Source organism: Colwellia demingiae, from assembly GCF_007954275.1.
Taxonomy (GTDB): domain Bacteria; phylum Pseudomonadota; class Gammaproteobacteria; order Enterobacterales; family Alteromonadaceae; genus Colwellia; species Colwellia demingiae.
In genome coordinates, this window is record NZ_VOLT01000001.1 from 1 (window position 1) to 26,287 (window position 26,287).

Genomic DNA, 26,287 nt, shown 5'->3' on the forward strand with positions numbered 1-26,287 from the left:
TGCTTTGGCGCTTTTGAGGACAATCTAGCGCGGATCTCATCGTGGAGCTGGGCCTAATATATTGGGTAACCAACAAAGACTCCGAATACATTAGCGCAAACCAACTACGTTATCGATATTATTACTTGCAATATTGAGGCGGACCATACATTCCGCCCCCAATAGAGTTACAAACTACAAATTTATGACCAAAATCATTTAGGCACTTCGCAGTAACAAAATGATAAAAACTTTCAGTGGTGACTACAACCTACTCATACTTTCATATAAGTTTAATGCTTCGAAGTAATCTAAGGCCATGGTATCAGTATACAAATGAGTAAATATTTCCAACAAATTTAGTAACATGTCCATGTACTACTAAATCAAATAAATCACGGTTAATTACTATGACTAGTTCCATATCATTATCCGAATTCACAATATCGTGACCTTCGATACGTAGTTTAGTAAGAATACGTTATTAATATAATAAGTTAGTTCGAATAACCGCTTAGTCGATGTTATGTAAAGCATCATATTTTTTATGAAAAATGACAGATGCTGTGCAACCATCACCTTCATTATTTTTGATACTGAATTCCCAGTGATATTTTTCACAAATATCCCGAACAATATTTAAGCCAATACCAAAACCTTCATAACCACGAGGTTGCGAATCAAGACCAACACCATTGTCAATAACATCTATTCTTTGTGGAGAGATAAATAAATCAACCTGTCCTTCAACACTACAATTAATGGCATTTTTTAATAAATTGTTAATGACTGCCGCAAATAATAAAGGCTGAACGTTAAGACTAAAGTCACTTTGTAGATGTTGATTAAAATTAACTTGGTTAGCTTGTATGGTTGATTCAAGGTCTTTTATTATTTCTTTAATATATACATCTGAAATATCAACATTGGTGGTCGCGGCATCTTCATTTCTCGCAAGTAACAAAAAGGTATGAACTAACTGTTCCATTTCAATGACAGCATTATCAATTCTGTTAGATTGCTTTTGGACTTTTTCATCTTTTAATCGTCTTAAGATACTTATGCCACCACGAATGACCGTCATAGGAGTACGTAGTTCATGGCTGACATAACGAGTAAAAGCTTGTTCTCTCATAAACGTATCTCTGATCCTACTACGATAACTATTGATACTCGTTAACATCTGCACTAACTCTTGTGATAACTCTCCATCAACAGATAATGGCGTATACTCTTCATTATCACTACTTTCTAATTTATCAGCCAAGCTTGAAAATGGCATACTAATACGCTTAGCCATTTTTATAATAAAGAGTGCTGCAATAATATAAATGAATAATCCAAATCCAAATATCGCAGTTTGAAAAATGGCGAATTCTGTATCGCCCCATTCAATCGCATCTATATCTTCCAACGCGTAAACAATAGTTAGACCTTTTTCTGTCATAGCTTGCATTGCAAACACACTATATTCATGATCATCTTCAAAATGAAAGATGATACTTCCCTGCCAGGTTTCATTGATTCTTCGCTTTATCGAAGAGGGTAAAATATCATATTGATCATATATTTTTAACATAGGGTCAATTTGGATTTCGCCCTTTAAACCTTGGCTAAATAACTTAAAGTGGTAGGGTGAAATTAATGCTAAGCGGCGTTCACTACTTTTATTTTCAGTGTATAGAATTGCGTTATTAAAAATTGCACCATAAAAAACTAACAATACCATAGCTCCCAATAAGTAAACTCGGATAATTTTACTACTCATTGGTTTAGCATTGTTCATTGTCCTACCACCAAGCGGTAACCTAATTTAGGTACTGTCTCTATAATATTTTCTTTAAAAGGCTTATCTACCTTATGGCGAAGCTGATAAACATGTTTGCGTAATATATCTTGGTCAGGTAAATCATCAGACCATAACAGCTCCTCTATCTCTTGACGCGAGACAACGTTAGGTGATTTTTTAACTAAGAGGCTTAATATTTTAAAGCAAATTGGTGTTAATTTTATTTCTTGCTTCCCACGCCACACTTGATGAGTGTTTATGTCTAGAGTAATAGGGCCACAAGTCAATTGAGTAATAAAACCTGAACCAGAATGTCGACGAGTAACACTGTGGATACGTGCCTCTAATAACTCCAAATTAAAAGGCTTTACGATATAATCATCTGCTCCGTGTCTGAGCCCTATTAACATATCACTATTAGTATCTCGTGCTGTCAGCATTATAATAGGGGTGTTATTTCCCTCGGCTCTAAGCTGCTTACAAAGGCTAATACCATCAAGCCCTGGCAACATAATATCGAGAATAATACAGTCAAACTTTTGTGACTGTGCTAACGATAATCCTAAATTTCCCGTAGCAGCATAATCTAGCTCAAAGTCTGATTCTTCAAAATAATCAAAAATCACTTCAGCAACACTTTGACAATCTTCTACCAATAAAATTTTCAAAAGATGATCCTTAATTGTACTAATTACATTGATTACGTTATTTGCACTTAAACAACAAACGATTTTTTGTTTGATTAGTTACCACACAAACTGGCGTTAAAGCACTTTGTAAGAGCTCAAAGTCACGTAAACTTATCGCAATAAAAAACGATTCGTCTGAGTTTAATAACATCTTTAGTTTGTCTTTATGTTCAAGCAATTGAGCTTGTCCTTTGGAATAAAATTGTGCGCTAAAAGGTCTTTTATTCCAATAATACAGTGGCGTATATTGCGAGAAAGTTCGATTAATGCCAAGTAATTCAGATTCACTCTTCTTATTAACTATCCCCAAACTTAATATCATAATAACTAACGCTATGATCGCTAATGAAATGAGAGCTAAATAGTTACTGCATTTTGTTAATCTACAGTTTAAAGCAACAAGTACTGCTAGCGCGCTAAAACCGGGCAATACATAAATAGGTAAAACATTGCCAGCTAAGGTAAATAGTAATAATGGCGATATTATCCAACATATTAGGTATTTATTAATTCCCAACGCTTTAAATTTATTTTGAGGTAAAGCAATTCCACGATACTTATTAACAATTAAGCCTATAACGACAAAGGACCATGGGCTAGCGCAAGCAAGCCAATACAGCCAAATAATGCCTCTTGGCTTAACATGGGCTGTGCCGTATAAGTCACCTTGCCATCCTGAAACAAGAAACCGCTGAATATGCTCTCCCAGTATGAAATATTCTAAAAACCCTGGCGTACGTATCTCAGCCCAAATATACCAAGGTAAGGTTAGCACCAAAAATACCAGCATACCGGTAAGCCAAGGTAACCGTTTTATTGCAACTTTAAAGCAACCTTGCCAGACGCTCCAAATAACTAGTGCTATGCCAATCAGTGCAACTGCAACGGGGCCTTTAATGAGCATACCCAATGCCAAAGCGACAAAAAACAAATGCCCAGATACCACTTTATCTTCTTGGCTATAGCATTGCCAATAACAAACCATGGCCAGAGTGTATGACATTAACAGAGCACTATCTGTCATGACCATACCTATAGCAATGATAAAACCAAGGCTTGAAGTAAGTACTAATAGAGAAAAAATTGCACTATTTTTGTTGGTAAGTGATTTAGTAAAACGAAAAACAAAGTAACAGGTTAGTAAACCACAAACGAAATGTGGTAAACGTGCACTGAACTCACTAACACCAAACCAAGAAAAACTTAAAGCACTTATCCATGTTTGAAATGGCGGTTTCCCCCAAAAAGGAACATTATAATCAAATTGAGGAGTCACCCAATTATTGGTTTCATACATTATCCGAGCCATTTCACCATAACGTGCTTCTGTTGTGTCATAAAGCGGAAATAGGCCTAATGAGATAAACCTAATGACTATTAATGATAAAATTATTGTTGCAGCCCAAAATACTAATGACGAAATTATATTACTATCACGGATATTTGAATCAACCATGTTTTTCTACCATCGAATGAGCTATGTCATTCTTTTCTTTATCCATAATTAAATAGATTGGACGAGCCTTAGCTTCAGCATAAATCCTCCCTATATACTCTCCTAAAATACCAATTGCTAATAATTGTACTCCGCCTAAAAATAACTGTATCAACATCATAGAGGGGTAACCAGCGACGACTTCACCATAAGCCAACGTTTTTATCAAAATCCAAAATCCATAACAAAAAGCAGAAGCTGAAATTAACGCACCAGCCCAAGTCGCTATTCTTAATGGCTTAACACTAAATGCGGTTATACCTGACAATCCTAATTTAACCAATTGTAAAAATGACCATTTAGTTTCTCCAGCTACTCGTTCCGGGCGTTCAAAACTTATAGTGGTTTGTTTATATCCTGGCCAAGAAAGAATGCCTTTCATGTATCGGCTTCGTTCAGACAACTGCTTGATATCTTCAATAACTCTTCGGCTGAGTAATCTAAAATCTCCAACATCTTTTTGTAGTGGCACCTCAGATAAATGGTCAAGTAGTCGGTAATAAACGTGTGCTGTCCAACATTTAAATCTAGACTCACCAAGTCGTGCACTACGTTTCATATTCACTACATCAAAGCCTTGGCGCCATGCTACCAACATTTTAGGGATCAGCTCCGGCGGATCTTGTAAATCAGCATCCAATAAAATGATGGCTTGCCCTTTCGCATTATCTATCCCCGCAGTCATCGCAGCTTCTTTGCCAAAATTTCGACTCAAATTTATACACTCAATATTTGCATAATGACTATTTAAGTTAAGCATGACATCCCAGCTATCGTCAGAACTACCATCGTTAACATAAACAATTTCAAAGCTGTGATCAGAGAGTGTACTCAGTGTTTTTTCAAGTTGATGATGAAATATTGGTAACATTTCTTGCTCATTATAAACAGGCACTATGATACTTAGCGTTATTTCATTTTTAATTGGTGATTCATTATTTACAAGCTGCATTTGTAACTCCAAATATTTATTCTGGAGTTACTTTAAACCAAGTAAGGTCTAAAAAAAGTCACCACTTTTCTGTGATCATAGTGACACTTTTTAGACCTTACTCGCGATAAGCTGATCTTTTATTGAAAGTCATTGATGTGGAAGTTATGCAGCAGTTCAAAAGGTTTTGTATTATCGGTGGCCTAGGCTTTATTGTTGATAGTCTATTTTTTGTATTTTTAAGTTATATATCTGACAATATAATGCTAGCCCGATTGTTATCATTTTGGGTGGCCGCTAGTTCCACTTGGCTTGGTAATAGAATTTATACCTATAGTCATCAACAGTTTACTCGTGTTATCCCACAATGGTGCAAGCATATGTTTGTCGCTCATTTATCGGGCAGTATAAATCTACTACTATTTTGGTTCATGAAAGATATAACGGCTATTCCTATTGCTTTTTGTTTGGGTATTTTGGCTGGGTTATTTAGTAATTATTTTTTTTCTAATCGTTTAGTTTTTATAAAGACCTCTAATTAATGCTCTCACGGGCAGATCATGAAACATTTCAGCGACATATTACATGTCAGACTCGCCGGAAATGTCACCTCTTATTGACTTTATTTAAGGGTCAATTCATTTTAAATAAACTATGCGGATGTTATATATGAAACTGTTGAAAATTAGCTTAGTCACATTAAGTTGTGCCTTTTTAATGAGCTGCGAAAACCCTGAGGGTATAGAAAATGATATTCAAATTAGAGACTATTCTAATATTTTTAGCCCTTTACCATCAAAATCAGTTTACCCCAATAATAATCCTTACAATGACACAAAAGAACAGTTAGGCGAGTTTCTCTTTTGGGACCCTATCCTATCCGGCGATCAAAATACCTCATGTGCTTCATGTCATCACCCAGATTTAGGCTGGGCTGACGGAAGATCATTCTCTATAGGCTCTGATGGTATTGGTTTAGGACCCGCAAGATATGGCTTCGAAATAACCGCGATCCATAGTCCCACTATAATGAATGTTGCTTTTACCGGCACCGCTAATAATGAAACGAGTAGTGATTTTGTTTCAGGCGGATATTTTTGGGACTTAAGAGAAAATACCTTGGAAGATCAAGCTTTAGGACCCATTAAAAATCCTGTTGAAATGCTTGGCTATAACATTAGTGCACAAGAAATTATGGCAAAAATTGTCGCTCGACTGCAAGGCATTCCTAAATATGTGGAATTATTCGAACAGGCATTTGCTGTAAGTAACGCTATTAACAGTGCAAACATAGTCAAAGCATTAGCAACATTTGAAAGAAAGATTACTTCGCCAAACACGCGCTTCGATCGATTTCTTTCTGGAGAGCAAACATTATTCTCTCAACAAGAAATAATAGGACTCAATACATTTATTGATGGCGGCTGCACTCGATGTCATATGGGACCTATGCTTTCTGATAATCTTTTACACGTTGGAGAGGCCATTATAGGTGAGGATGTGGTTCGTACTCCGACATTAAGAAATATATCTTACACTGCCCCTTATATGCATGATGGATCTCGCGCTAGATTGATTGACGCAATAGCTGATTATGAAAATAGAGGTGATATTGAAGTTAACATTGGTGATGATGATTTCAGAGAAATAGAAGCCTTTCTGAAAACACTTAATACTGATGATTTTTATCGGGGAATACCTGATACTGTCCCAAGTGGTTTAACCGTTGGCGGCGATATTCACTGAAAGAGTTAAAATAAACGGCAGTGGTTTACATATTTTATAGCCACTCCCGCTTATTGGATTTCACTTTTTATATTTTTTACCAAATATTAATTCACGGGTAAAGACGTTAAATAAGCAGAAATATCAACAATATCTTCATCTGTTAAGTCATTTACAACACCTTGCATCATAATGGTTTGACTACCCTTTCTGCTTTTCCCTTTAAAACCATGTAATTGACGTACTGTATAACTAGCAAAATTACCTATTATCGCTGGGGCAATGGTACTACCGCTTAACTCCGTACCGTGGCAGCTAGCACAAGGAATAGTTTTACCATTACCTGTACTGACTAATTCCTTACCTCGCGCTAAACTACCTATCGGTGCATAACTAATAAAAGTGCTATTTGGATTACGTTTTTTAACTTCAATTAAGTTATTAGGGATCTCAATAATACGATAACCAATAGCTTCTGTTGTAGGAGGCTCTGCAAAAAGTCTCATACGAGTATCATACGAGTATCATCAATATAAGTTTTGAGAACTTGAGACGTTTCAATAACCGTAGTGACATTCCTAGGCGTTAAATTGGAAAACCAATCACTAATTTCTTCTATTTCTGAATTAGTTAGCTCTTTAGCCATTCGGTTCATATGACCTGAATAATCTAATCTAGAGCCATCAGCAAACGCATACATTTGAGCTTGAATATATTGGCTATCAAGACCAGCAAGCGTCGCTGATTCGGGATGTCCTGAGCCTGACGTTAAATGACAAGAAGCACACGCCCAAACTTTGGGTGCTTTACCATATTGTACAATAGCAGGCATTTTTTCATGCTGGTTTGGAAACCAATCTGGCGCACTAAATTTATCGTCTATTTGTTGCTGTGAGTAGCGCTTAGTACTTGCTATGACCTCAAATAACATAGGGTTGCTACTATAGATTTTATCAGTTGAGTCTATTGCAACGCCACGCTCAGGAGTAGACCATAAAGGTGCTCCTGAAATTTGATTATCGGCACTCGAAGAGAAAGTTATAATGCTTGTAAGCACTATCAATAAGAACTGCTTATGTGATTTATTCATTACGATTTACCTATTACTTAAGTTATTCTGAGAGAATAACTTAAGTAATGTAATCAAAATGTCTAATTAATCGTTACAGTTTTAATCTTCTTGTAGTGATATAAAATGTCTCACTTTTTATGAGCTAACAATTTGCTATTTAGCCATTTAAAGGCCTCTACTTCCGTTTCGAAAAAAGCGGTCTGAACATTTGTAAATTTATCATAGGTTTGTTCTAACAATATATTTTGTAAGCTATTCGAACAAATTACTGCTTCAAATTTCTCATTATTTTTATCAGCCCAAGCATTCACCTTATCAATCTCGGGCCAAATATCTGGTGTTCCTAATTCCCAAGACAATAAGTTTACCAAACAGGCCCATGGAGAATCATTAATTGTATTAGCTAATTCCTTATACTCTCGACAACACCTAACAGCTGTCTCAAAATTCCAAGCACCATCAGGGCGCATTATCAAAACCTGCCCAATAACTTCAAATTCAAATGAACCATGCTCTAAAAACATTACAGACTCTCATAATAGACACCCTCATCATGCTAAGTATAACCCATATTGAATATCACGAAGGTATCTATCCAGAGTACTAGTTAAAGACTTTGCTAATCGCTTTTTTACCACAATTTTCTTCTATAATAGGATTTGGAGCGCCAGATAGGCCAATAGCACCCACTAATTCGCCATTGTGCATTAAAGGTAAGCCTCCCGTTAACAACAAGATATCATCTTCCATTTTTCCAAGTTGACTAAAGCCAGGTGATTCTGGTGCTCGACTTAGTTGAGAAGTAGGTATCTTTAATGTTGCAGAAGTATAGGCCTTTCTAAAACTAGTGTGGATAGAGTTAGTACCCGTTTTTTCACCGCGGTAAAAGTAAATGAGTCTACCTTGATCATTAACTACCGACACTGATACCGGTATATTAATTTCGTTGCACTCGGCAATAGCTGCCTTAGCAATAGACTCTGCAATTGCGGTAGGAAGAAAATATTTCTTCGGTAACTCAGCTGCATTTACCGAAGTGATACTTAGAGCCATTAAAGTTAAGGTTAAAAAATTTTTCTTATTCATGTTTATCTCCTAATTATTTAGAGAACCATTTATACTTGTTTTCATGTCTCCAACTCTACAATCAGGATTACTTTTAGTGATAAATATTTCAGCTGAACATTGGTTTTACCAGTTGAGTCAATCATCTCAAGACAAAATCACCGCATTAACACTGACTAAATCGTACAGTCTTGGACAATACATTCACCATGCAAGTGATACCGCTAAGCATCTCTACTTCATAAACAAAGGAGTGGTAAGGATCAGTAAAGTCAGTGAAAAAGGTAAAGAATTAATTCTTAAAGATTTACAAGAAAATGAATGGTTTGGCTTTATTGGTTGCTTTGGTCTCGGTATTAGACCAAACGACGCTGTTGCGCTTGAAGACACTCAGCTCAGCCAGATATCGCTAAGCGAGTTTATAACATTAGCCAATACTGAGCCCGACCTGTGGCCAGCTGTAATCAAACAAATGGCTCATTATGTTGAGCATTATTACTCGACCATTGAAGGAATAGTCTTCGATACCTTGTTCGATAGAACTAAAGCAATGCTTTGCCAGTTATGTTCATGGCAAGATAGTTCAACCTTAGTAATCAGCCATAAAGATCTCGCTTCATTACTGGGTGTAACTAAAGAAGCAGTAGGCTTACAACTCAATAGCCTTCAATCGCAGGGATTGATCTTATTAGGCTATAAAAATATTAAAGTACTTCAACCTCTTCTCGAACCCCTTTAATATCTCAATTTTAAATTATTCTACTTTCAGTAAAAAGAACAAAGCACAAAAAATAATTTTATATACCGCTATTCAATAATATTCGAACAGCGGTATATATCTACTATTTTATGTTACCAATTTAAAATGCATAACTTATGTTTACGTTAACACTACGACCTTCTTCATAAAACTCGATTGGATTTTTAGGATCGCCATTTCTTTCAAAGTCCATCCGTTGTGCGTAACCACGATCAAAAAGGTTGGTAATTGATAAATTAACTTTTAAACCTTGTACATTTTTAGGTTCATAAGTAGAAAATATATCCATAGTAAACCAGCTTCCAACACCTTCAGAGGGAATATCTTCAATCTCACCACCTTCAATAACTTGCTGTGTCGGTGTTTTATCATGAATAAAAGCAAATGTTGCACTCGTACCAAAAACGAGTTCATCATTAACACTATAGTTACTAATAAGATTAATTTTGTCGGATGGCATATCAGTTAAATACCAGCCCGTATTCTTATCGATTCCCCTAGTTTTCCCGTAACTGGCAGACAAATCCCAATCCCCTAAGCGATAATTTGTACTCACTTCAAAGCCTTTTAATTGTGCTTCGCCAATATTTACCCGCTCACCGTCTGGCCACTCCGCACTATAGATATCGGTGATAAAGTCTTTAATATCATTTTGAAATATATTCACTCGACTAACCCAAGAGTCTCCTTGTGAAAAAATACCTTGGTAGTCAAAAACCACACCTAATTCTTTGTTATCGGCTCGCTCAGACTTTAGCTCTGGATTAGGTTTAAAACCTCTGCCAGAAGTAAACAATGAACCATTACTAGGCGCATTCAAGGCTTCAGCATAAGACGCAAAAAATTTGATTTCATCATTGAAGTTATAAATCATATTAAGTGACTTAGAGGTGCGAGTTTCTGTACGACCCTCTCTTAATAAGGGTTCGCCATCTAAGCCGATAGCATTTGATGACTCAACGTAAAATGAATCATAACGAACACCTGGAATAACCTCAAAAGAGTCACCTACAGGTAATTGCATATTAATCCAACCAGCAAGTTTATATGATTTACTCGATGCTTCACTACCGGCACTTTCATCTTCGATGATTTCACCCGTGTCAGCGTCAGTTTTAATAATAGCGCCAGTATGGGTAGTGAAATGGCCTGAAGTACCATAATGTAATAAACCAAAATCCATTAATGAATTATTAGCTATATTATAGCCCCAACTTTCATCTTGAATATCTTGGATACCTTCAGTATTGCCTCGTTCTTCTTCCCATGTGAATGAATCAACAAAGTTAAGATACGCTGACGCTTGCAAATCGACTAAATCATTATCACTGGCTGCATCACTCCATACCAATGAACTACCGACATATTTAGTATCGCGATAACCAACATCATTTCTTACTTGAAAAGTACGGCTATCATCATGATTTAGAGTAAAAACCAAGCGTTGGTCAGCATTGAATTGGTTACCTATTTTAATTAGGCCCGAGGTTTGATCACCTCGAGTTCTTTCATTAATACCACCACCACCAATCTCATAACCATCGCGTTCACTTGTTTGACCTGCGACTAAATAGTCAAGTGTATCTGTCTTTCCATATAACGATAAACCATAATCTTGCTGAGCATTGTTACTGCGGTAACCTAAGTCAACTTTAGCACCAAAGCTTTCATCCACGGCTAATAAGTCAAGGGCGGATAAGGTTTCAATGGTTATCTTACCTGCTGCAGCGCCTGACGTTGGGCCGGCAGTTACTTTAATATTTTTAACAAAGTTGGGATTTAATTGCCAGCTTCCCTTTTTACTCGCATAGTTACTTTGATAAATACCATCGATAGATATATAAGCGTGGGATTGAGGTAAACCTCGAATTGATATGTTTTCACTGCCCGTTGACGGCCCGCCTAAAATATCAACATTCGGTAAAATTTGTATTGCCGCTGGGATATTTTTACTACCAATATTTTTAATTGTTGCCTCACTAACCGTTGAAATTGCTTGAGGGGCTCTAACCGAGTCTTGTTCATCTACGTCGGCATCACTGGCGATAACGGTTATGCTATCGAGTAAATATTTATCTTCATCTGTTACTGCTGCTATAGCTATTTGACTACTCAAGGCCAAGCAAATAGCCACAGAAATTTTGGATGTGTTCATTATGTTTACATTCCTACATTACAAATAAGAATCATTATGATTTAGATCCTGTAACTCAAATGTCACAACGGCGCTTCTCGAGCGTGAATAACTGGGATAACTGGGATAACTGGGATAACTGGGATAATGCTAGAGGGGTCAATGAGGAGTGCAACGGTTGCACTCCTCATTTTATTACACTAAATGTTCTTTATTGAGTAATCTCAAAAGTTAAAAATTTTTCAATCGATCTAAAATCAGCTTTCGTGTTATTTTTTAGAGGTAAACCATATTCAACGCCCAATAAATAACGTCCTGGGTGTTTTGGGTTAAACGTTACCAGGCCTTTGTCTTTTAACGTTATGTCAACTTCAACTTTATCACTGTCCTGATAATAAAATTCATTCAAGCTTTTCAGTGCAACTTCCGCTTCGGGTATAGGCTTACCGTTAAAAGTCAGTTTAAAGCGTAAAGGTTTACCCACTCTTAATTTATTCGGATGCTGCATTAACACTATTTGCAAACCTTGCTGATTCGTTTGCTTCACATCACTAAAACCATTATAGCTAATGTACGTTTCTGTAGTAATTTGCTTTTCCACCGTTTTTTCAGGCTTAGAGCCCTTAGGTAACGTATGATACTCTGTTTTTGGCATGCGAATTTTATGCTTTTTACCTTCCTCATCAAAATAAAAAGAAAGAAAAACTTGCGTCATAGGACTTTCAAAATGATACGTGCCCGCTTCATTAAACTCTACTTCAAATACTTCTTTTACCTTGCCTGAATAATCAGCCGTAATTTTTTTAGATTGTCCATCCGGCGCTGTCATATTAAGCTGTTTTATTTCATGGTTCGCTTCAGCAACATACGCTTGAGCAGAACGAGATACATCTAAAGCAAATATCTTTTGTTCATCATTATTTATTTCATGAGTATCTGCTTTTATCCAAATATCATGTGCTTGTATTGAAAGGCAGGTAGATAACAAAGTACTTGCTAGTATAAATTTTTTCATTCGAGTATTTCCTTTAATTGATAACTACTCTCATTATTACGTAATGATTATCACTGAATTGTCACGTAGAGATGACAACTTTTAGACGCCTTACATTGTAGACTAGCGAAGTTAATTAACTAAAATAAGGATAACAATGCGCTATCAACTGAAATATAAGCTGTTAAGTTCAATCTTAATGTCTTTTTTATGGCGACAGTGATGAGTGGCTGTATCATGGCGACCCAGTACAATATAAGAGACATCATATTTTTATCTGCTTGGCGAGATGCTTTTTTCTTTGCCTGGCCAATTGCATTTCCCACTGCCTTCTTTATACAACCGCTGGTACAACGTTTAGTCAATAAACTATTACCTAAGAAGTAACTTGCTACTCATTAACAATCAATTGAGCGCACAGTTTGACTATTTCAACTTTCCCTTCAACACATTCTTTATTTGTTGAAAGTGGAAAGTATACCAACTCCCTATTACCATTTTCACGCACCACCTCGAGTGATATATCTTGCCAAAGACTTTCGATTTCAAAGCTATAGTTAAATTGCTTCTTTTTACTTGTTGCACTGGTAACAGCGTCACTTTCATTTCTATTTTCTCGCGCAATATTACGCCAGAACTTTTTTAAATCCCTTAACCATTTAACTTTTTCTCTCAAGACAACCAGTGCTTTATATTCTTTATTCTCATTAGTTAACCAAAGAGAAAAATAAGGATTCTGATGTTTTGTTTGAAAAGGTGTTAATTCAATTTGGACAACTAATTTGTGTGTTAGTAAGTTTGCTGCTTTGGCTGAGGGTTGACTTATAAAGAGTATTCCACACAATATGGTTATGTAAAACTTCGATGTTATTTTCAATTTGTTACTCCATTAGTAATATAAAAGTAGCTAAGCTCAGCGATAGAAACAAAAGGTAATTTCGACGTTGTTTGGCATCTCTAAGACCTAACCAAACGCCTGTAAGAGCGATAAAAATGAAGACAATGGCAGTAATGTCTGAAACAAGTTTCCACAGATCACTAGTATACCGTCCTTGGTGCAACTCATTGAGTTGACTCACTAAACCAAAATCTATCCTGTCAATAAATAACTGCTGATCTTCAATGTATAACTCAAGCCTTTTCCCTGGGCTTGGTAAAGATAATTCTTTCTGTGATAGTAATTGCTCAAGTTCTTTAACAGTCAAAGAGATATTAACTTCGCGTAAGAGTAATTTAATACTTGGTGCTTCTACGCCCTGAATTACATACTGGTTAGTACTCTGTTTTGGTGTTGCTTCAAGCGTCATCCTATGATTCAAGCTGATCCCTGTTAATGAAAAAAACAATAACAAAGTACAACAAATTAAGGAGCAATAAATATGCAGCTTCCGAAGGTGTTTGTTCTTTACTTTCATAAAATATGACTTATAAAAAAGACTAATAAATAAAAGAGTGGAATATAACATTAACAACTTCACCCAAAGATCAATGCTATTGAATTATTATGCTTAGACATTTTGTAGACAATAAACCGAGTAAAATAACAAACCACAAATACGATTGATAATAATTCACATTACGGTTAAAGCTATGATCTTACTAATTGAACAAAACGTGCAGTATGCAGAAACTATGGGGGATTTTTTAACTAAACATGACATTGAACTTGATTATGCATTCAATGGCATCTCTGCTTTAGCATTAGCGTCAATAAATAGCTATGAAGTCATTGTCATTAACTATGACATTCATAAGCTAGATTCTCTGACCTTGTGCCATCGACTCAGGAATGAACTTTTTATTAGTACACCCATTATTTTTTTAGGTGAAAAAGATAATACCCAACACAAAATAGCGGCTTTTAATGCCGGTGCCGATGATTTTATAAACAAACCGTTATCATTTGAAGAGCTACATTGTCGTATTAAAGCATTAACACTACGTGGGCCACGAAGAGACATTGGTAAACAAACAGTAGCAAAACTTAAAATTGACTATAACTTGAGAACAGTAACTTGCGATGAAACCACGGTGAAACTTCACTTTCTACAAATGAATATTCTAAAAGTGTTAGTGCAACATTATCCAAATATCGTTTCACGTCAAATGCTTGAACAAGAAATATGGGGTGAAGAATCACCCGCAAGCTCTCCCCTAAGAACACATATTTATCGCTTACGCATGGCAATGGAAAAACCTTTCCAACAACCTATTATCGATACCGTTTATGGTCAAGGATATCACCTAGCTCACCCCTTTTAATCACAATGATTAATTCGCGTAGCTGCAATACAACCTTTTAGTTTACTTTAAGCAACACAATTAAAATTGTCCTACAGCGAATACCTGTCGGGCATCAAACTCACCAACAATAATAAATATTTCAGGAAATAAAATGATTCCTCAGTGGATAGTTCAAGGCGGATGGTGTTTATGGGTTTTAATCGCACTTTCTATTATTTCAGTGTCGATTGCCAGTTATAAATTGGCACAATTTATCTGGTTTGGTGTCGCCAATAGTCGCCATTACGCATTATGGTTAGAAAAGTTTAGTGCTGATTTACTTGTAGAAAGTTATAGCGAAAAAAACAGTGACGGATATTTACTTAACGAGATTACAAATCATGCACTTAAGCAGTCAAAGTATCATAATAACAAAGATGATTTTGAAGGAGTGATGGAGCAATACGCGACCAATAAAATAGAGCATATGCGTAGTGGATTAAAAACCCTTGAAGTGATCAGCATGACTGCGCCATTATTAGGTCTTTTAGGTACCGTTTTAGGCATGATAAATGCCTTTGACCAATTAAAAAATTCAGGCATGCAAGTTGATCCAAGTGTATTGTCTGCGGGAATTTCTCAAGCATTATTAACTACAGCTGCGGGGCTTATTGTCGCCTTACCTGCTCTTTCACTTTGGCACCTTTTTGAACGTATGCTAGCAAAAGCGCAACGTCAAATAGAGACCGTTTTAACTGATATATCGATCAGAACTCAATGGCTGTAATTCAGAATGAAACTGTCCGAAGAGCCTAAAAAATCACCGATAGTAAGTTTAACGCCACTGATTGATGTAGTGTTTATTTTATTGATTTTCTTTATGTTAGTCAGCCAATTCATGCAACTACAAAAGCAAAGTTTACCGTTAGCTGCTACAGAAGAAATTTCCGTCACTGATACTGACAGTATCAGTATTCGTATCAAAAAAAATGACACATCCAATGCTATTAGTTATCGCGTTAATAATATAGAAATGAGCCGGTCACAAGTAGACGCGTATTTGCAAGAAAATAAGGTAACTGAGGTTTTATTAATGCCCGAAGCCAATATAAGCTTACAAACCTTTATCACGGTCAAAGAAAGCTTATCAACATTAGGCATAAACAAAATTAACAGTGAATTTATTGGCTATGAAATTAACTAAAAAAACAACCGCTACACCGGTAATAGAGCCCATGCTGCCATTAATCAATATTATCTTTTTATTATTGATATTTTTTATGGTCTCTGCGCACATTGCAACGCCCATTACCGGTATTTCAATACCTAACCAGTCCAAAGAAAATGCTTTAGAGCAGAACAACAACTCACAAGACAAATGGCTTTTTGTCAGCAAAGACGGTGCGTTAAGTTACCAGAAAAAAACCATAGTTTTTTCCTCCTTAGCAATCAAGTTTCATAATAGGAAAGCGTTATCATTACTCGCTGATAGCGAGATAACGACAGGCATGTTAGAGAAAATTGCAAATGAGCTAAGTAAGGTTGGTGTTCTACACATCAAATTAGTAACGCAACTATCACTTCCAACAAAAGAGGGTAAGTCATGAACTGGCAAGCAAAGCCTATAGCGACATTGATAACTGGATTAATTGCTACGCTTTATTTCAACGTGATTTTCTGCGAAGAAGTCGATAGAGGTGGAAGGAATAACCATAAAACCTTGCAGGTAGTTGATATGAATCTAACGTTTTCCAGCACGCCAGTAAACAAAAGTACAGAAAGAATCCCGCAAAACGTGCCAGCCGAACTGGTGAGTAAACCGCCAGAGCCAATTAAAAAATCCCCTGTGGCCAAAATTAAAAAACCAGTGAAACGCTTAGTGTCTGTACCAGTAAAAAAAACTATTCCTATTCCTATTCCTGTAAAAAAGGTCGAGGTAGCACTGACTAAGAACAACAACACAAAATCTAATGATGATTATATTGAAAAGAATAACAAAGCTACAGCGATTGAAAAGAGTAACGAGTTATCACAGTCTGCTGCTACCGTTAACAATACCCAGAGTGTTGAAAGCTTTCAAAGATCGGGTGTTCAATCAGCTATGCAGGCGTACATGGCGCAAGTGCGTGATTATATTACCAAACAAAAACGATACCCTAAAGAAGCTAAAATCAGAAGGCACCAAGGCAGTGTGGCCATCAGCTTTATAATTGATGCCGAAGGCCGGGTATCAGAATCCAAAATAGTTAAGTCTTGTAAGAGTCGTTATATCAATAAAAGCGTTAAGGTATTACTTTCAAAACTCAGATTTAAGGTAGCACCTGAGACAATTAGACATCAATTCCCTAAAACGGTGTTATTAGAAGTGAACTATCAATTTAGCTAATAGTATTAATACTTATTTAGAATATTAATTCCCCATCCTAATTCATGTCGTTATCGAATTATACTGATCGGTTAGTGACATAAATTAGACCTCAGCAGCATTATAATATTTTATTACTTTAATCCTACTATCCACCACCACAATACACTGGATCACCGCATGAATAATTTCAATTTCAAGCTAAAAACAGCAATAGTCGCCTTAGTCACACTTATTAGCTCTGCCACCATTTTAGCTACGGCTCCTGTCCAAGAGTTATCTGCACAAACAGAAAAAGTATTATCGGTGAGTGTTATAGATGTATCGCCACAAGAATTTACACCCAGCTATCAAGCCTTTGGGATAATTGAATCCCCTCACCTTTTATTATTGACTGCTCAAGTTGAAGGAGAAATAAAGTATGTTAATAAAGCATTTATTGAGGGTGGCCAACTTGTAGAAGGCGATATAATTTATCAAATAGATGACAGTGATTATCAGCACAAGTTAAACCAACGTACAAGTGATTTGAAAATAGCACAAGCGAACTTACAACTTGAACTCGGAGAGCAAAAAGTTGCAGAAAGAGAGTATCAACAAATTATTGATGATTTCAGCAGCGAAAACATTGTTCTACAAAAAGCGCTGATGTTACGTCAACCACAATTAGAGACAGCAAAAGCGAATGTTACTATCGCACAAAGTAATGTCAATCTTGCTAAAAAAAACCTGCAAAGATGTACCGTTGTCAGTAATAGTGACTTCACCGTATTAACGAAAGTAATTTATCAAGGAAGTTATGTTAACAAAGGCGACAGTTTGGGAGAGTTAGCACAACTTTCACAACTACGTGTCTCACTCGCGGTACCTAGTAATGTTGCAACACTACTAACAATTAACCAACAAGTTAATATTTCAAGTGATAGTCATAAAAATTATCCTGCATTAATCACACAATTGTCGTCAAAATTACACGATAGTAGTCAATTACAGCAAGTTTATTTGAGTATTAGCAACCCAAGAAAATCGTTCATATTGGGCGAGTTCATTGCCGCAGAATTAACGTTAATACCACAAAAAAACACCATTAAACTTCCACTGAGCTCGATTGATGATGATATTTTCTGGATTGTAGATCAAAACAAAAAATTATCGGCAAGAGATGCTAAAATTATTTGGCAAAACGAAGGCTATGCCATCGTTAATAATAATATTGTCGAAGGTGAATCTGTCGTTACTAGTGCAATAACAGGTGCAAAGGAAGGCATGATCGCTAATATTGTTTCGGGAGTTTTGTAATGACTCAAAAGAACGTAAGATCAAATAATAGTATGCTATCAGTACCTTCCATTTGGATGATTAATAACCCTATTGCCTCCAGTTTATTAACCTTTGCAATTATTATTCTGGGATTATTGTCGTTTGACAGCATCAACCAAGAAAGTAGCCCTTCTTTTCAAATTGATGAAATATTAATAGCAGCAAGTTACCCCGGAGCTACGCCCAAAGATATTGAGCAAGGTATCATTTTAAGCATTGAACATCAGTTAAGAGACAATCCTAATATTGATCGAATAAATGCCAATGCCTATGAAGGCTCTGCTGAAATCACCTTGGCGTTAATTGAAGGCGTTAACCCTGACACGGTATTGTCTCAAGTAAAAAATAGTATCGACGGTATTAATAGCTTTCCCGTTGAAATGGAAAATCCAACCGTTACTTTTGTCGAAGAACTGGACAGTATTGTTGAAATTGGACTCCATGGAAATTTATCTGAATTACAGCTCTATCGTGAAGCAACTCAGCTAAAACAGAACATGCTAGACGCACTTAATTTAGCAAAGATTGATATCCAAGGGGCACGTTCCCCGGAGGTAGTAATTGAACTGAATCAAGAAAAATTACGCCAATATCAGCTCACATTAGCGCAAGTGTTAGCCAAAGTGAAAGCCTCAGTGACTGATGTACCTGCGGGAAGCATTAATACTCAAGGTGGTGAGATTTTAATTCGAACCTTGGGTCGAAAAGAGTTATTTGAGCAGTTTTCAGAGATAACGATTATTAATGACAACAGTGGCAACAGAGTTACACTCGCTGAAATTGCAACGATTAGTGATAGTTTTCAAGGGCAAAAAAGGCCGTTCAACGTTAACGCTGAAGCAGCATTAGAGTTAAAGGTTTATCAAAACAAAAGTAGTAAACCGATAGATATAAGCAGTGATATTCAGGACTTTATCACTGAATACCAATCAAAAATTCCACAGGGCTTAACCTTAACCATTCTGCAAGATGCGTCGAAACCTTTTAGCCAACGTATTAACTTATTAACCAGTAACGGACTTATTGGTATGCTATTGGTCATCTTCGTCCTATCACTTTTTCTTGATTTAAGATTAGCTTTTTGGGTCAGTATGGGCATCCCTATTTCGATTGTTGGCACTTTAGGCCTTATGCCCATCCTTGGTATTCCTATCAACATGATAACGCTCTTTGCTTTTGTTATTACCTTAGGAATTCTGGTAGATGATGCTGTCATTGTTGCCGAAAACATCTACCTGAAAGTACAGCAAGGTATCACTATGGATGTTGCCCTTAAAGAAGGGGTAAAAGAAATGACATTACCTGTGGTATTTTCTGTGGCAACCAATATTATTGCATTTATTCCATTGCTTTATGTGCCCGGCGAACTGGGTGTTATGTATAAACCTATGACTTTACTAATTTTTGCTATTTTTATTGTCTCTCTTATTGAAGCATTATTGATTCTCCCCCTACATTTAAGACATATTGATAAGCCGATGCGCTTTCATGCTATATCTAACGTTCAAGGGTATTGTTTCAAACGCTTTGATACCTTTAAAAATAAGGTTTATGCTCGTTGGCTACGCGCCAGTTGTAATAACCCTGTTACGGTAATCATCATCTTTATATCGCTCGCTACTTTAGTATTTTCATGGGTTTATAGTGGACGAGTAGACTCAAGTTTTGTACCTAAAATTGAATCTACTCGTATAGATGCCGAAGTTGAATTCCCCACGGGCGCGCCGTTAAAAGATAAAATTGCCATTATTAATTATATAGAACGTGCTGGAATAAAATCTATTGAAAGCCTTAATGGGCAAGACGATTATACTTTTCGTATGCAAGATATCGGCTCTAATAGTGGTTCATCTACCTTTATGATTGTCCCTGATGATCAAAGATCTTTCACCGCAAAGGATTTTGTTGATCGATGGCGAACCAATATTGGTGATGTCCCTGGAGTGAAATCTATTTTCTTTGACTATCAAGTAGGTCCAGGTGGAGGTAAAGAGCTTGTGATCGAGTTAGGTCACAAAAATGCTGAAATATTAGCCTTAGCTGCTAATGAATTAATGAGGGGACTCAATAGAATATCAGGGGTTACTGACATTGATAGCGCGCTTATGGATGGCAAACTCCAATATAACCTTACGCCAACACCTTTGGGGGAAAACCTTGGCTTTACCAGTGATAATTTAGGAGAGTTAATTCGGTTGCGCTTTTTTGGCGGAGAAGCTATTCGTCAAATCGTTGCCGGTGATGAAATAAAAGTAAGGGTGATGATGCAAAGAAGTCAGCAGTATTATGCTAATCAACTCAGTCAATTAATCATCACTGCGCCTAACGGGGATATGGTTGAATTAGGACAAGTTGCTAATATTACCACGACTAAGGCTGCCACAAGTATTAACCGTGTTGATGGTATTCAACTGGTAGAAGTTACCGCCAGTATATTACGCCAAGTAGCCAGTGCTTCCTTAATACTCAATACCGTCGAAGACGACTTATTAACAAAGTTAAGCGCTAAGTATCCTGAACTTGATGTAGAACTTGGTGGTGAGGCGCGAATTGAGTCGAAAGTTAATTCAGGAATAATAGAAGGAATAGGCCTAGCATTTGCTCTTATTTTCGCCATGTTAGCGATAATTTTTAGAAATTATCTTGATGCCTTTCTAGTGCTACTTATTATTCCCTTTTGCTTAGCCGCCGCCATATTAGGGCATATTGTTATGGGTTATTCGTTTAGTGTAATGAGCTTATTTGGCATGATTGCGCTATCGGGTTTAGTCATTAATGGTTCATTTGTTTTGCTACTTAAAGTTAAAACCTTGATAAAGGACGGTATGGATTATAAAAATGCGGTAATAGAAGCATCATTGAATCGGTTCAGACCTGTCGTATTAACGGCAGTAACAACAGCCGCAGGTTTATTTCCTATGCTATTTGAAACGTCAACACAGGCGCTATATTTAGTACCTATGGTAATTAGTTTAAGTTTTGGGTCAGTATTTTCTATTGCCACTATTTTATTATTAAGCCCGGCAATGTTTACTTTGTCAGAGCAATTAAAAGCGCAAGAGGTGAATGATAAATTACTAACAAGTTTAAATATGCCTAAGTCAGTATTATTAGGTGAGAAATAGCTAAGTCTATCTATAGCAATTAATATTAGACTCTAACGCCTCGCATCATATCGATCTGTATAATTATTACCTTTATGGGGCTCCATCGATTTTGAGCATAGATAATTCCAAATTATGATTACACTCCTAACTCGCTTTGTGCCCCACAGTGAGATAGAAACTAACCATCACTTTCCGCATTGAAGACCTATTTTATAGGTCAAAATCACATAGCTTAATGATCACTTTGATACGATAGCGGACGTTCCCCACAGATGAGTATATGGGACTTTTGATGATGGCTTTTTGCCAGTCTGAGTGTGAACAAAGCCACCAAAGCGCTCATTCATTGTTAAACTGGTAAAGATCTCATTGCAGAAGGAAATCAATCAAAATGACGAGTTAGTTTTAATAAAATTATTTTTTGTCGTTAACTCTCAACCTAAACAATGGCTGATTATTCACAAAGCTAACCCCCTCAGCTGCATGACATGACAAACAAGCTACAGTTGCTTTATCAAAGCCCTTCCATGCGATGCTTTTATCCTTACTCATAATATTATCAAATACTTCTTTCCATGTTTGATTAAGTAAAAAAAGGTCTGCACTTTTCCGTCTAGCGGGTCGTTTCATAAGACCATTATCAATAGTTTTTTTAATTTTCTTCCATTGATATGCCGCAAAATCATAATTTTCGTCTTGTAATGCTTGGTAAAGACTTTCATATCTTTGGCCAACTTCCAGCATAGGTTGATCAAACCCTCTAAGGTACGTTTCTAACTTGTTAATCCTTTTTGTTTTATCTCCTTCATCTAAAAGCCAGTGCTTTGAATACTTGACTTTTTCTTGGCTATTAACTTCAGCTTCCTTTGCTATTGAGCTGCCCATAATCAGTGTTGTGCATACTGCTACGAGAACAATTTTATATTCCATCATTATTTCTATTATTTCCATTATCAATTTAAAGACATCTGATTTTACTATGTTATGTGTCTCAAAAATGTGACACACTTTTTTATTACACTTACACATTTATTATCTAGACTCAGTTTATTCCAAACTAGGATTTTTAAGTGATTAGTAGAAGAAATTTTGTTAAAAACGTCTCGTTGGGTTCTCTATCTTTAATTGTTTTAGGGTGTGGTGGAAAAAATAAAGGTAAAACTTCAATAGGTGCCAATCCCCCAATACCAAAAAACTTAACTACAAATAACAAGCTGTTTGTACCTCCTTTAATCGATACAAGAAATACAACCACTGATATCTGGATCAGGAATAGTGAAGCAAATATTCTTGACTCTACACTGACTAATACATATAGCTATAATACGGCAGTAGATTCTCTTGGGTTATTAGGGCCGACTCTATTGATGGAACGAAATATGACATCGTCTTTAAATTTTATTAATGAATTAGGTGTCGAAACTACCGCTCATCAACATGGCTTACATGTTTCGGGTATGAATGATGGTGGCCCTCAATCGAGGATATTGCCTGGAAAATCGAGAACTAATGTATTAGAAATAGATCAGCCCGCAGGGACTCACTGGTATCACCCTCACCCTCATGGAAATACAGGTGAACAAGTCATTAAAGGCTTGGCGGGACTAATCATTATACAAGATCCCGAAGAAATCAATTCATTACCTAATCTACCCCGAAGTTATGGAGTGAACGATTTCCCTATTATTATTCAAGACAAGTCTTTTAATACTGATGGTTCAATTCAGTACGACGCGCAAAAATCTTATGGTAAAAGAGGCTACCTTGGTGACAGCATCTTAGTAAACGGTCAAATTCAACCTGATGTATCTGTTCCTTTAGGGTGGATTCGGCTTCGTATTCTTAACGGCTCTAACGCTAGGTTTTATGAGCGTGGGGATAGTTTGTCTTTTAGCAATCAACAACAATTTTATGTTATAGCTAGTGATGGCGGCTTACTTAGTGAACCTGTTTCAACAACCTCTTTACCTATAGGCCCTGGAGAGCGATATGAAATTATGCTAAATATGAACCAAAATCAACAGCTAGATTTAATGGTAGGAAATAGAAACATTTTATCACTGGTTGCAGATTTAAATACTTATGATAACTCGCAAGCTCTATTACCAACTGTCCTCGCGAATGTTCCAAAAGCACTTAATCAAAAAAATAATGTAACTCGAACGTTTAAATTAAGCGAAAATATGACAATTAACGGCAAAAAAATGAATATGCAAGTTATTGACGAGCAAGTACCTCTGGGTATTACTGAGGTCTGGCGAATTTTCGGAAAAGGAGCTAGACATACATTTCATGTTCATGGATGCTCTTTCTTAGTCATTAACCGTGATAATTCAGAAGTTCCATTATGGGAAAAAGGTTGGAAAGACACCATTATTATTAGTGGTAAGCGTCCAGTAGAAATTCTGGTTAAAATAAATAAAACAGCTGATAGAACAGCTCCATTTATGTACCACTGTCATATGCTTGAACATGAGGATATGGGTATGATGGGACAATTTACTGTCGCGTAATAATGTCAAAAATATTCACAAGAACACTAACAATATTCAACTTATTGTTAGTGTTCTTGTGAAAATACAGTCAATTCAATCAACCGTATTGAAAAGTATATTTGTTCTACTTCTTCCTGCTGATTTTCAATTATTTAATCAGCCAAACTCAACTTTGGCTGTACATCCGTTTTGCAAATTGTTATCTAAAGTAAATGTCCACCCATATCTATGACAGATATCTTTAACCAACAATAAGCCTAAACCATAGCCATCTGCAGATTCTCTTATATTTTCACCATTAATTCCCTTGCCCGTATCTAAAACCTCAATATAAGTAGGCATTACGTTAATAACAATTTCCCCGTATTGGGTATAAGCAAAGGCGTTCTTAATAATATTTCCAAGCAATATATGAAAGGCAAATTCGGGCATAAGAATTGTTATGCTACCTTGAATATTCACTCGCCAACTTACTTCTTTATTACTGATTAAATACTCATGACTTAACACAATATTAGTTATTTCTTCTTTATCAATTAAACGAGCGGTTGACTCAATAGTCGTTTTAGATTTAGTTAAACTAAGCAATGTTTCCACAAACTCGGCCATTTCTTTAATTGCTTTTTTTAATCGCTCTCGTTGTCTAGAAACCACTTTTGTATCGGAAGTGGTTTCAAGTATATTAATTGCTCCTGTCATCACCATTAGCGGAGATCGGAGCTCATGGCTAGCGTAACGATTAAAAGAACGCTCCCTTTCCATCGATGCTTTTATTCGTTCTTGATACTCATTAAATGTGTTAATAAGCTTTGCTAGTTCGATTGTTGAGACTTCTTCAGTAATAGGAATAGGTGACAAATTATCAGAAGAACTAGTAGAAAGCGTCTTAACTAAATGGGAGATAGGATTGGTTAATTTTGTCGATATTTTAAATACAGCAAATAATGTTAGAGTTAACAAGGAGATTGATATTATTATTTGTTTAGTATGTAAGGAAAATAGCTGCTTTTCACTTAATTCGAATAAACTATTACCGACTAAAAAATAAACATCTACTTTTCCGTCCAATGTATCAAGTTTACTTTTACTGACAAAATAAGCTTGATGGTCACTTGCTGATCTTATTTCTATTACTTCATCAAATGGAATCTCTTCAAACTTCGGAAAACCCAGAGGTAACATTTCAGAAGTAAAGTATAAAACAATGTTTTCATCAAGGATTGTGCTACCTCTAGGTTGCAAATCAAGGCTTGTCATCCCTTTAATTGATTTATCTGACAGATAGTCGCTGGTATAGCTTTCAATTTTGTCTAATCGATTAGTAGTGTAAAGATGCTCTAAATCACCGGTAGTAAATTCATAAACTGAAAAGTGAATGGTAACAAGCGCAATCGCGATTAATGAAAAATAAAAGATAGTGATAAATTTTGCAGGGTATAATTTTTTCAATTTTATTCACTCTTAAGTTGATACCCAACTTTAGGCAAGGTTTTGATATAAGTGTTTTTAAATGGCTTATCGATTAATGCTCTTAGCCGATACACATGATTTCTTAATAAATCTTCATCTGGCGAATCATTTCCCCAAATCTCTCTAATCACTTCGTCTCGCGTTACAACATCAGGTGCTTTAAGCATTAATAGCTTTAATAAAATAAATTGCGCATTATTAAGCTGAAAAGTACATTCACCACGAGTTGCCGTATGGGTTTTAATATCTAAGCTTAAGCCTTCAAAAGATAATGTTCTACAACCCAGTGTTCCCATATTACGTTGATAGATAGCTTTAATTCTAGCTTCTAGTATATGTAGATCAAATGGCTTAATTAAATAGTCATCGGCACCACTATCAAAACCATTCAATATGTCCTCTTTTTCATCTCTTGCTGTGAGCATAAGTATTGGAGTATCAATACCTTGGCTTCTTAGCTTTTTACAAACAGTTAAGCCATCTATTCCTGGGAGCATAATATCTAAAATAATGAAGTCATATTGATTATTATTGGCTAAGTCTAACCCCATTTCACCATTGCTTGCGTAATCAAGATCGTATCCTTTAATTTCAAAATATTCGAATATAACTTTCGATATTTCAATATGGTCCTCAATTAATAGTAATTTCATATAACACCTAAATAAATCAAT

At 36.1% G+C, this 26,287-nt stretch carries 27 protein-coding genes; 12 read left to right on the plus strand and 15 right to left on the minus strand.

Annotated elements, in window-relative coordinates; translation table 11 throughout:
- Nucleotides 1-493: 493 nt before the first annotated feature.
- The 4 genes from ESZ36_RS00005 to ESZ36_RS00020 are packed head-to-tail and all read right to left on the minus strand — an operon-like array spanning nucleotide 494 to nucleotide 4,904.
- The gene (locus tag ESZ36_RS00005; protein ID WP_146781781.1) at nucleotides 494-1,765 is read right to left on the minus strand and encodes a sensor histidine kinase; all 1,272 of its coding nucleotides are present in this window, start codon (nucleotides 1,763-1,765) and stop codon (nucleotides 494-496) included.
- Complete coding sequence (locus tag ESZ36_RS00010) at nucleotides 1,762-2,436, minus strand: response regulator transcription factor (RefSeq protein WP_146781784.1); 675 nt, start codon at nucleotides 2,434-2,436, stop codon at nucleotides 1,762-1,764. The genes ESZ36_RS00005 and ESZ36_RS00010 overlap by 4 nt, the downstream gene beginning before the upstream one ends.
- Before the next feature lie 37 nt (nucleotides 2,437-2,473).
- Nucleotides 2,474-3,913, minus strand: coding sequence for an ArnT family glycosyltransferase (locus tag ESZ36_RS00015; protein ID WP_146781787.1), 1,440 nt, complete (start codon nucleotides 3,911-3,913; stop codon nucleotides 2,474-2,476).
- Nucleotides 3,906-4,904, minus strand: coding sequence for a glycosyltransferase family 2 protein (locus tag ESZ36_RS00020; protein WP_146781790.1), 999 nt, complete (start codon nucleotides 4,902-4,904; stop codon nucleotides 3,906-3,908). The genes ESZ36_RS00015 and ESZ36_RS00020 overlap by 8 nt, the downstream gene beginning before the upstream one ends.
- A gap of 146 nt (nucleotides 4,905-5,050) precedes the next feature.
- Here ESZ36_RS00020 and ESZ36_RS00025 point away from each other — a divergent pair, with 146 nt between their 5' ends.
- Complete coding sequence (locus ESZ36_RS00025; RefSeq protein WP_146781793.1) at nucleotides 5,051-5,425, plus strand: GtrA family protein; 375 nt, start codon at nucleotides 5,051-5,053, stop codon at nucleotides 5,423-5,425.
- A gap of 127 nt (nucleotides 5,426-5,552) precedes the next feature.
- A complete protein-coding gene (locus ESZ36_RS00030) occupies nucleotides 5,553-6,629 on the plus strand; it encodes a cytochrome-c peroxidase (RefSeq protein WP_170235741.1) in 1,077 nt (358 codons plus the stop codon).
- Nucleotides 6,630-6,715: 86 nt separating this feature from the next.
- Here the strand turns inward: ESZ36_RS00030 and ESZ36_RS22635 are convergent, their stop codons facing one another.
- From ESZ36_RS22635 to ESZ36_RS00045, 4 genes are all read right to left on the minus strand, one after another.
- Nucleotides 6,716-7,114 (minus strand): c-type cytochrome, encoded by a 399-nt coding sequence (locus ESZ36_RS22635; RefSeq protein WP_211357737.1) that lies wholly within the window; start codon nucleotides 7,112-7,114, stop codon nucleotides 6,716-6,718.
- A complete protein-coding gene (locus ESZ36_RS22640; protein ID WP_211357738.1) occupies nucleotides 7,111-7,698 on the minus strand; it encodes a c-type cytochrome in 588 nt (195 codons plus the stop codon). The genes ESZ36_RS22635 and ESZ36_RS22640 overlap by 4 nt, the downstream gene beginning before the upstream one ends.
- Nucleotides 7,699-7,808: 110 nt before the next feature.
- Complete coding sequence (locus ESZ36_RS00040; protein WP_146781799.1) at nucleotides 7,809-8,204, minus strand: hypothetical protein; 396 nt, start codon at nucleotides 8,202-8,204, stop codon at nucleotides 7,809-7,811.
- Nucleotides 8,205-8,283: 79 nt separating this feature from the next.
- On the minus strand, nucleotides 8,284-8,766 hold the full coding sequence (locus tag ESZ36_RS00045; RefSeq protein WP_146781802.1) for a GlcG/HbpS family heme-binding protein: 483 nt from the start codon (nucleotides 8,764-8,766) through the stop codon (nucleotides 8,284-8,286).
- Between the two features lie 76 nt (nucleotides 8,767-8,842).
- Here ESZ36_RS00045 and ESZ36_RS00050 point away from each other — a divergent pair, with 76 nt between their 5' ends.
- Nucleotides 8,843-9,484, plus strand: coding sequence for a Crp/Fnr family transcriptional regulator (locus ESZ36_RS00050; RefSeq protein WP_211357739.1), 642 nt, complete (start codon nucleotides 8,843-8,845; stop codon nucleotides 9,482-9,484).
- A 121-nt stretch (nucleotides 9,485-9,605) separates the two neighbouring features.
- On the opposite strand, the gene ESZ36_RS00055 is transcribed toward ESZ36_RS00050, so the two are convergent.
- Together ESZ36_RS00055 and ESZ36_RS00060 are read right to left on the minus strand one after the other, a co-directional pair.
- Complete coding sequence (locus ESZ36_RS00055; RefSeq protein ID WP_146781808.1) at nucleotides 9,606-11,660, minus strand: TonB-dependent receptor domain-containing protein; 2,055 nt, start codon at nucleotides 11,658-11,660, stop codon at nucleotides 9,606-9,608.
- A 190-nt stretch (nucleotides 11,661-11,850) separates the two neighbouring features.
- Nucleotides 11,851-12,654, minus strand: a complete 804-nt coding sequence (locus ESZ36_RS00060; protein WP_146781811.1) for a DUF4198 domain-containing protein — start codon at nucleotides 12,652-12,654, stop codon at nucleotides 11,851-11,853.
- Between the two features lie 189 nt (nucleotides 12,655-12,843).
- Here ESZ36_RS00060 and ESZ36_RS00065 point away from each other — a divergent pair, with 189 nt between their 5' ends.
- Complete coding sequence (locus tag ESZ36_RS00065) at nucleotides 12,844-13,020, plus strand: DUF2798 domain-containing protein (RefSeq protein ID WP_146781814.1); 177 nt, start codon at nucleotides 12,844-12,846, stop codon at nucleotides 13,018-13,020.
- A gap of 4 nt (nucleotides 13,021-13,024) precedes the next feature.
- Here the strand turns inward: ESZ36_RS00065 and ESZ36_RS00070 are convergent, their stop codons facing one another.
- Together ESZ36_RS00070 and ESZ36_RS00075 are read right to left on the minus strand one after the other, a co-directional pair.
- On the minus strand, nucleotides 13,025-13,510 hold the full coding sequence (locus ESZ36_RS00070) for a DUF2271 domain-containing protein (RefSeq protein WP_146781817.1): 486 nt from the start codon (nucleotides 13,508-13,510) through the stop codon (nucleotides 13,025-13,027).
- A gap of 4 nt (nucleotides 13,511-13,514) precedes the next feature.
- Nucleotides 13,515-14,099 carry a PepSY-associated TM helix domain-containing protein gene (locus ESZ36_RS00075; protein ID WP_146781820.1) on the minus strand — a complete coding sequence of 195 codons (585 nt, stop codon included), beginning with the start codon at nucleotides 14,097-14,099 and terminating at the stop codon, nucleotides 13,515-13,517.
- 124 nt (nucleotides 14,100-14,223) lie between these two features.
- Here ESZ36_RS00075 and ESZ36_RS00080 point away from each other — a divergent pair, with 124 nt between their 5' ends.
- From ESZ36_RS00080 to ESZ36_RS00110, 7 genes are all read left to right on the plus strand, one after another.
- Nucleotides 14,224-14,895, plus strand: a complete 672-nt coding sequence (locus ESZ36_RS00080; protein ID WP_146781823.1) for a response regulator transcription factor — start codon at nucleotides 14,224-14,226, stop codon at nucleotides 14,893-14,895.
- A gap of 133 nt (nucleotides 14,896-15,028) precedes the next feature.
- Entirely contained in the window at nucleotides 15,029-15,643 is a 615-nt protein-coding gene (locus ESZ36_RS00085) for a MotA/TolQ/ExbB proton channel family protein (RefSeq protein WP_146781826.1), read from the plus strand.
- Between the two features lie 6 nt (nucleotides 15,644-15,649).
- Nucleotides 15,650-16,060, plus strand: coding sequence for an ExbD/TolR family protein (locus ESZ36_RS00090; RefSeq protein WP_146781829.1), 411 nt, complete (start codon nucleotides 15,650-15,652; stop codon nucleotides 16,058-16,060).
- Nucleotides 16,047-16,463, plus strand: a complete 417-nt coding sequence (locus ESZ36_RS00095) for a biopolymer transporter ExbD (RefSeq protein WP_146781832.1) — start codon at nucleotides 16,047-16,049, stop codon at nucleotides 16,461-16,463. The genes ESZ36_RS00090 and ESZ36_RS00095 overlap by 14 nt, the downstream gene beginning before the upstream one ends.
- A complete protein-coding gene (locus ESZ36_RS00100) occupies nucleotides 16,460-17,242 on the plus strand; it encodes an energy transducer TonB (protein WP_146781835.1) in 783 nt (260 codons plus the stop codon). The genes ESZ36_RS00095 and ESZ36_RS00100 overlap by 4 nt, the downstream gene beginning before the upstream one ends.
- A 159-nt stretch (nucleotides 17,243-17,401) precedes the next feature.
- Nucleotides 17,402-18,520, plus strand: coding sequence for an efflux RND transporter periplasmic adaptor subunit (locus tag ESZ36_RS00105; protein WP_146781838.1), 1,119 nt, complete (start codon nucleotides 17,402-17,404; stop codon nucleotides 18,518-18,520).
- Nucleotides 18,520-21,666 (plus strand): efflux RND transporter permease subunit, encoded by a 3,147-nt coding sequence (locus ESZ36_RS00110; protein ID WP_146781841.1) that lies wholly within the window; start codon nucleotides 18,520-18,522, stop codon nucleotides 21,664-21,666. Before ESZ36_RS00105 ends, ESZ36_RS00110 begins: the two co-directional genes overlap by 1 nt.
- Nucleotides 21,667-22,062: 396 nt before the next feature.
- Here the strand turns inward: ESZ36_RS00110 and ESZ36_RS00115 are convergent, their stop codons facing one another.
- Nucleotides 22,063-22,581, minus strand: a complete 519-nt coding sequence (locus ESZ36_RS00115; RefSeq protein WP_146781844.1) for a hypothetical protein — start codon at nucleotides 22,579-22,581, stop codon at nucleotides 22,063-22,065.
- A 137-nt stretch (nucleotides 22,582-22,718) separates the two neighbouring features.
- On the opposite strand from ESZ36_RS00115, the gene ESZ36_RS00120 reads away from it, so the two are divergent.
- On the plus strand, nucleotides 22,719-24,161 hold the full coding sequence (locus ESZ36_RS00120; protein ID WP_146781847.1) for a multicopper oxidase family protein: 1,443 nt from the start codon (nucleotides 22,719-22,721) through the stop codon (nucleotides 24,159-24,161).
- 138 nt (nucleotides 24,162-24,299) lie between these two features.
- On the opposite strand, the gene ESZ36_RS00125 is transcribed toward ESZ36_RS00120, so the two are convergent.
- Together ESZ36_RS00125 and ESZ36_RS00130 are read right to left on the minus strand one after the other, a co-directional pair.
- A complete protein-coding gene (locus ESZ36_RS00125; RefSeq protein ID WP_146781850.1) occupies nucleotides 24,300-25,592 on the minus strand; it encodes a sensor histidine kinase in 1,293 nt (430 codons plus the stop codon).
- A 2-nt stretch (nucleotides 25,593-25,594) separates the two neighbouring features.
- A complete protein-coding gene (locus ESZ36_RS00130) occupies nucleotides 25,595-26,266 on the minus strand; it encodes a response regulator transcription factor (protein WP_146781853.1) in 672 nt (223 codons plus the stop codon).
- Nucleotides 26,267-26,287: the final 21 nt, after the last annotated feature.

Bases quoted from the DNA above. Each gene is read 5' to 3' on its own strand.
- ESZ36_RS00005 (WP_146781781.1), bottom strand. From the start codon at position 1,765: ATGAACAATGCTAAACCAATGAGTAGTAAAATTATCCGAGTTTACTTA.
- ESZ36_RS00015 (WP_146781787.1), bottom strand. From the start codon at position 3,913: ATGGTTGATTCAAATATCCGTGATAGTAATATAATTTCGTCATTAGTA.
- ESZ36_RS00020 (WP_146781790.1), bottom strand. From the start codon at position 4,904: ATGCAGCTTGTAAATAATGAATCACCAATTAAAAATGAAATAACGCTA.
- ESZ36_RS00025 (WP_146781793.1), top strand. From the start codon at position 5,051: ATGCAGCAGTTCAAAAGGTTTTGTATTATCGGTGGCCTAGGCTTTATT.
- ESZ36_RS00030 (WP_170235741.1), top strand. From the start codon at position 5,553: ATGAAACTGTTGAAAATTAGCTTAGTCACATTAAGTTGTGCCTTTTTA.
- ESZ36_RS22635 (WP_211357737.1), bottom strand. From the start codon at position 7,114: ATGAGACTTTTTGCAGAGCCTCCTACAACAGAAGCTATTGGTTATCGT.
- ESZ36_RS22640 (WP_211357738.1), bottom strand. From the start codon at position 7,698: ATGAATAAATCACATAAGCAGTTCTTATTGATAGTGCTTACAAGCATT.
- ESZ36_RS00040 (WP_146781799.1), bottom strand. From the start codon at position 8,204: ATGTTTTTAGAGCATGGTTCATTTGAATTTGAAGTTATTGGGCAGGTT.
- ESZ36_RS00045 (WP_146781802.1), bottom strand. From the start codon at position 8,766: ATGAATAAGAAAAATTTTTTAACCTTAACTTTAATGGCTCTAAGTATC.
- ESZ36_RS00055 (WP_146781808.1), bottom strand. From the start codon at position 11,660: ATGAACACATCCAAAATTTCTGTGGCTATTTGCTTGGCCTTGAGTAGT.
- ESZ36_RS00060 (WP_146781811.1), bottom strand. From the start codon at position 12,654: ATGAAAAAATTTATACTAGCAAGTACTTTGTTATCTACCTGCCTTTCA.
- ESZ36_RS00065 (WP_146781814.1), top strand. From the start codon at position 12,844: ATGGCGACAGTGATGAGTGGCTGTATCATGGCGACCCAGTACAATATA.
- ESZ36_RS00075 (WP_146781820.1), bottom strand. From the start codon at position 14,099: ATGTTATATTCCACTCTTTTATTTATTAGTCTTTTTTATAAGTCATAT.
- ESZ36_RS00080 (WP_146781823.1), top strand. From the start codon at position 14,224: ATGATCTTACTAATTGAACAAAACGTGCAGTATGCAGAAACTATGGGG.
- ESZ36_RS00085 (WP_146781826.1), top strand. From the start codon at position 15,029: ATGATTCCTCAGTGGATAGTTCAAGGCGGATGGTGTTTATGGGTTTTA.
- ESZ36_RS00090 (WP_146781829.1), top strand. From the start codon at position 15,650: ATGAAACTGTCCGAAGAGCCTAAAAAATCACCGATAGTAAGTTTAACG.
- ESZ36_RS00095 (WP_146781832.1), top strand. From the start codon at position 16,047: ATGAAATTAACTAAAAAAACAACCGCTACACCGGTAATAGAGCCCATG.
- ESZ36_RS00100 (WP_146781835.1), top strand. From the start codon at position 16,460: ATGAACTGGCAAGCAAAGCCTATAGCGACATTGATAACTGGATTAATT.
- ESZ36_RS00105 (WP_146781838.1), top strand. From the start codon at position 17,402: ATGAATAATTTCAATTTCAAGCTAAAAACAGCAATAGTCGCCTTAGTC.
- ESZ36_RS00110 (WP_146781841.1), top strand. From the start codon at position 18,520: ATGACTCAAAAGAACGTAAGATCAAATAATAGTATGCTATCAGTACCT.
- ESZ36_RS00115 (WP_146781844.1), bottom strand. From the start codon at position 22,581: ATGATGGAATATAAAATTGTTCTCGTAGCAGTATGCACAACACTGATT.
- ESZ36_RS00130 (WP_146781853.1), bottom strand. From the start codon at position 26,266: ATGAAATTACTATTAATTGAGGACCATATTGAAATATCGAAAGTTATA.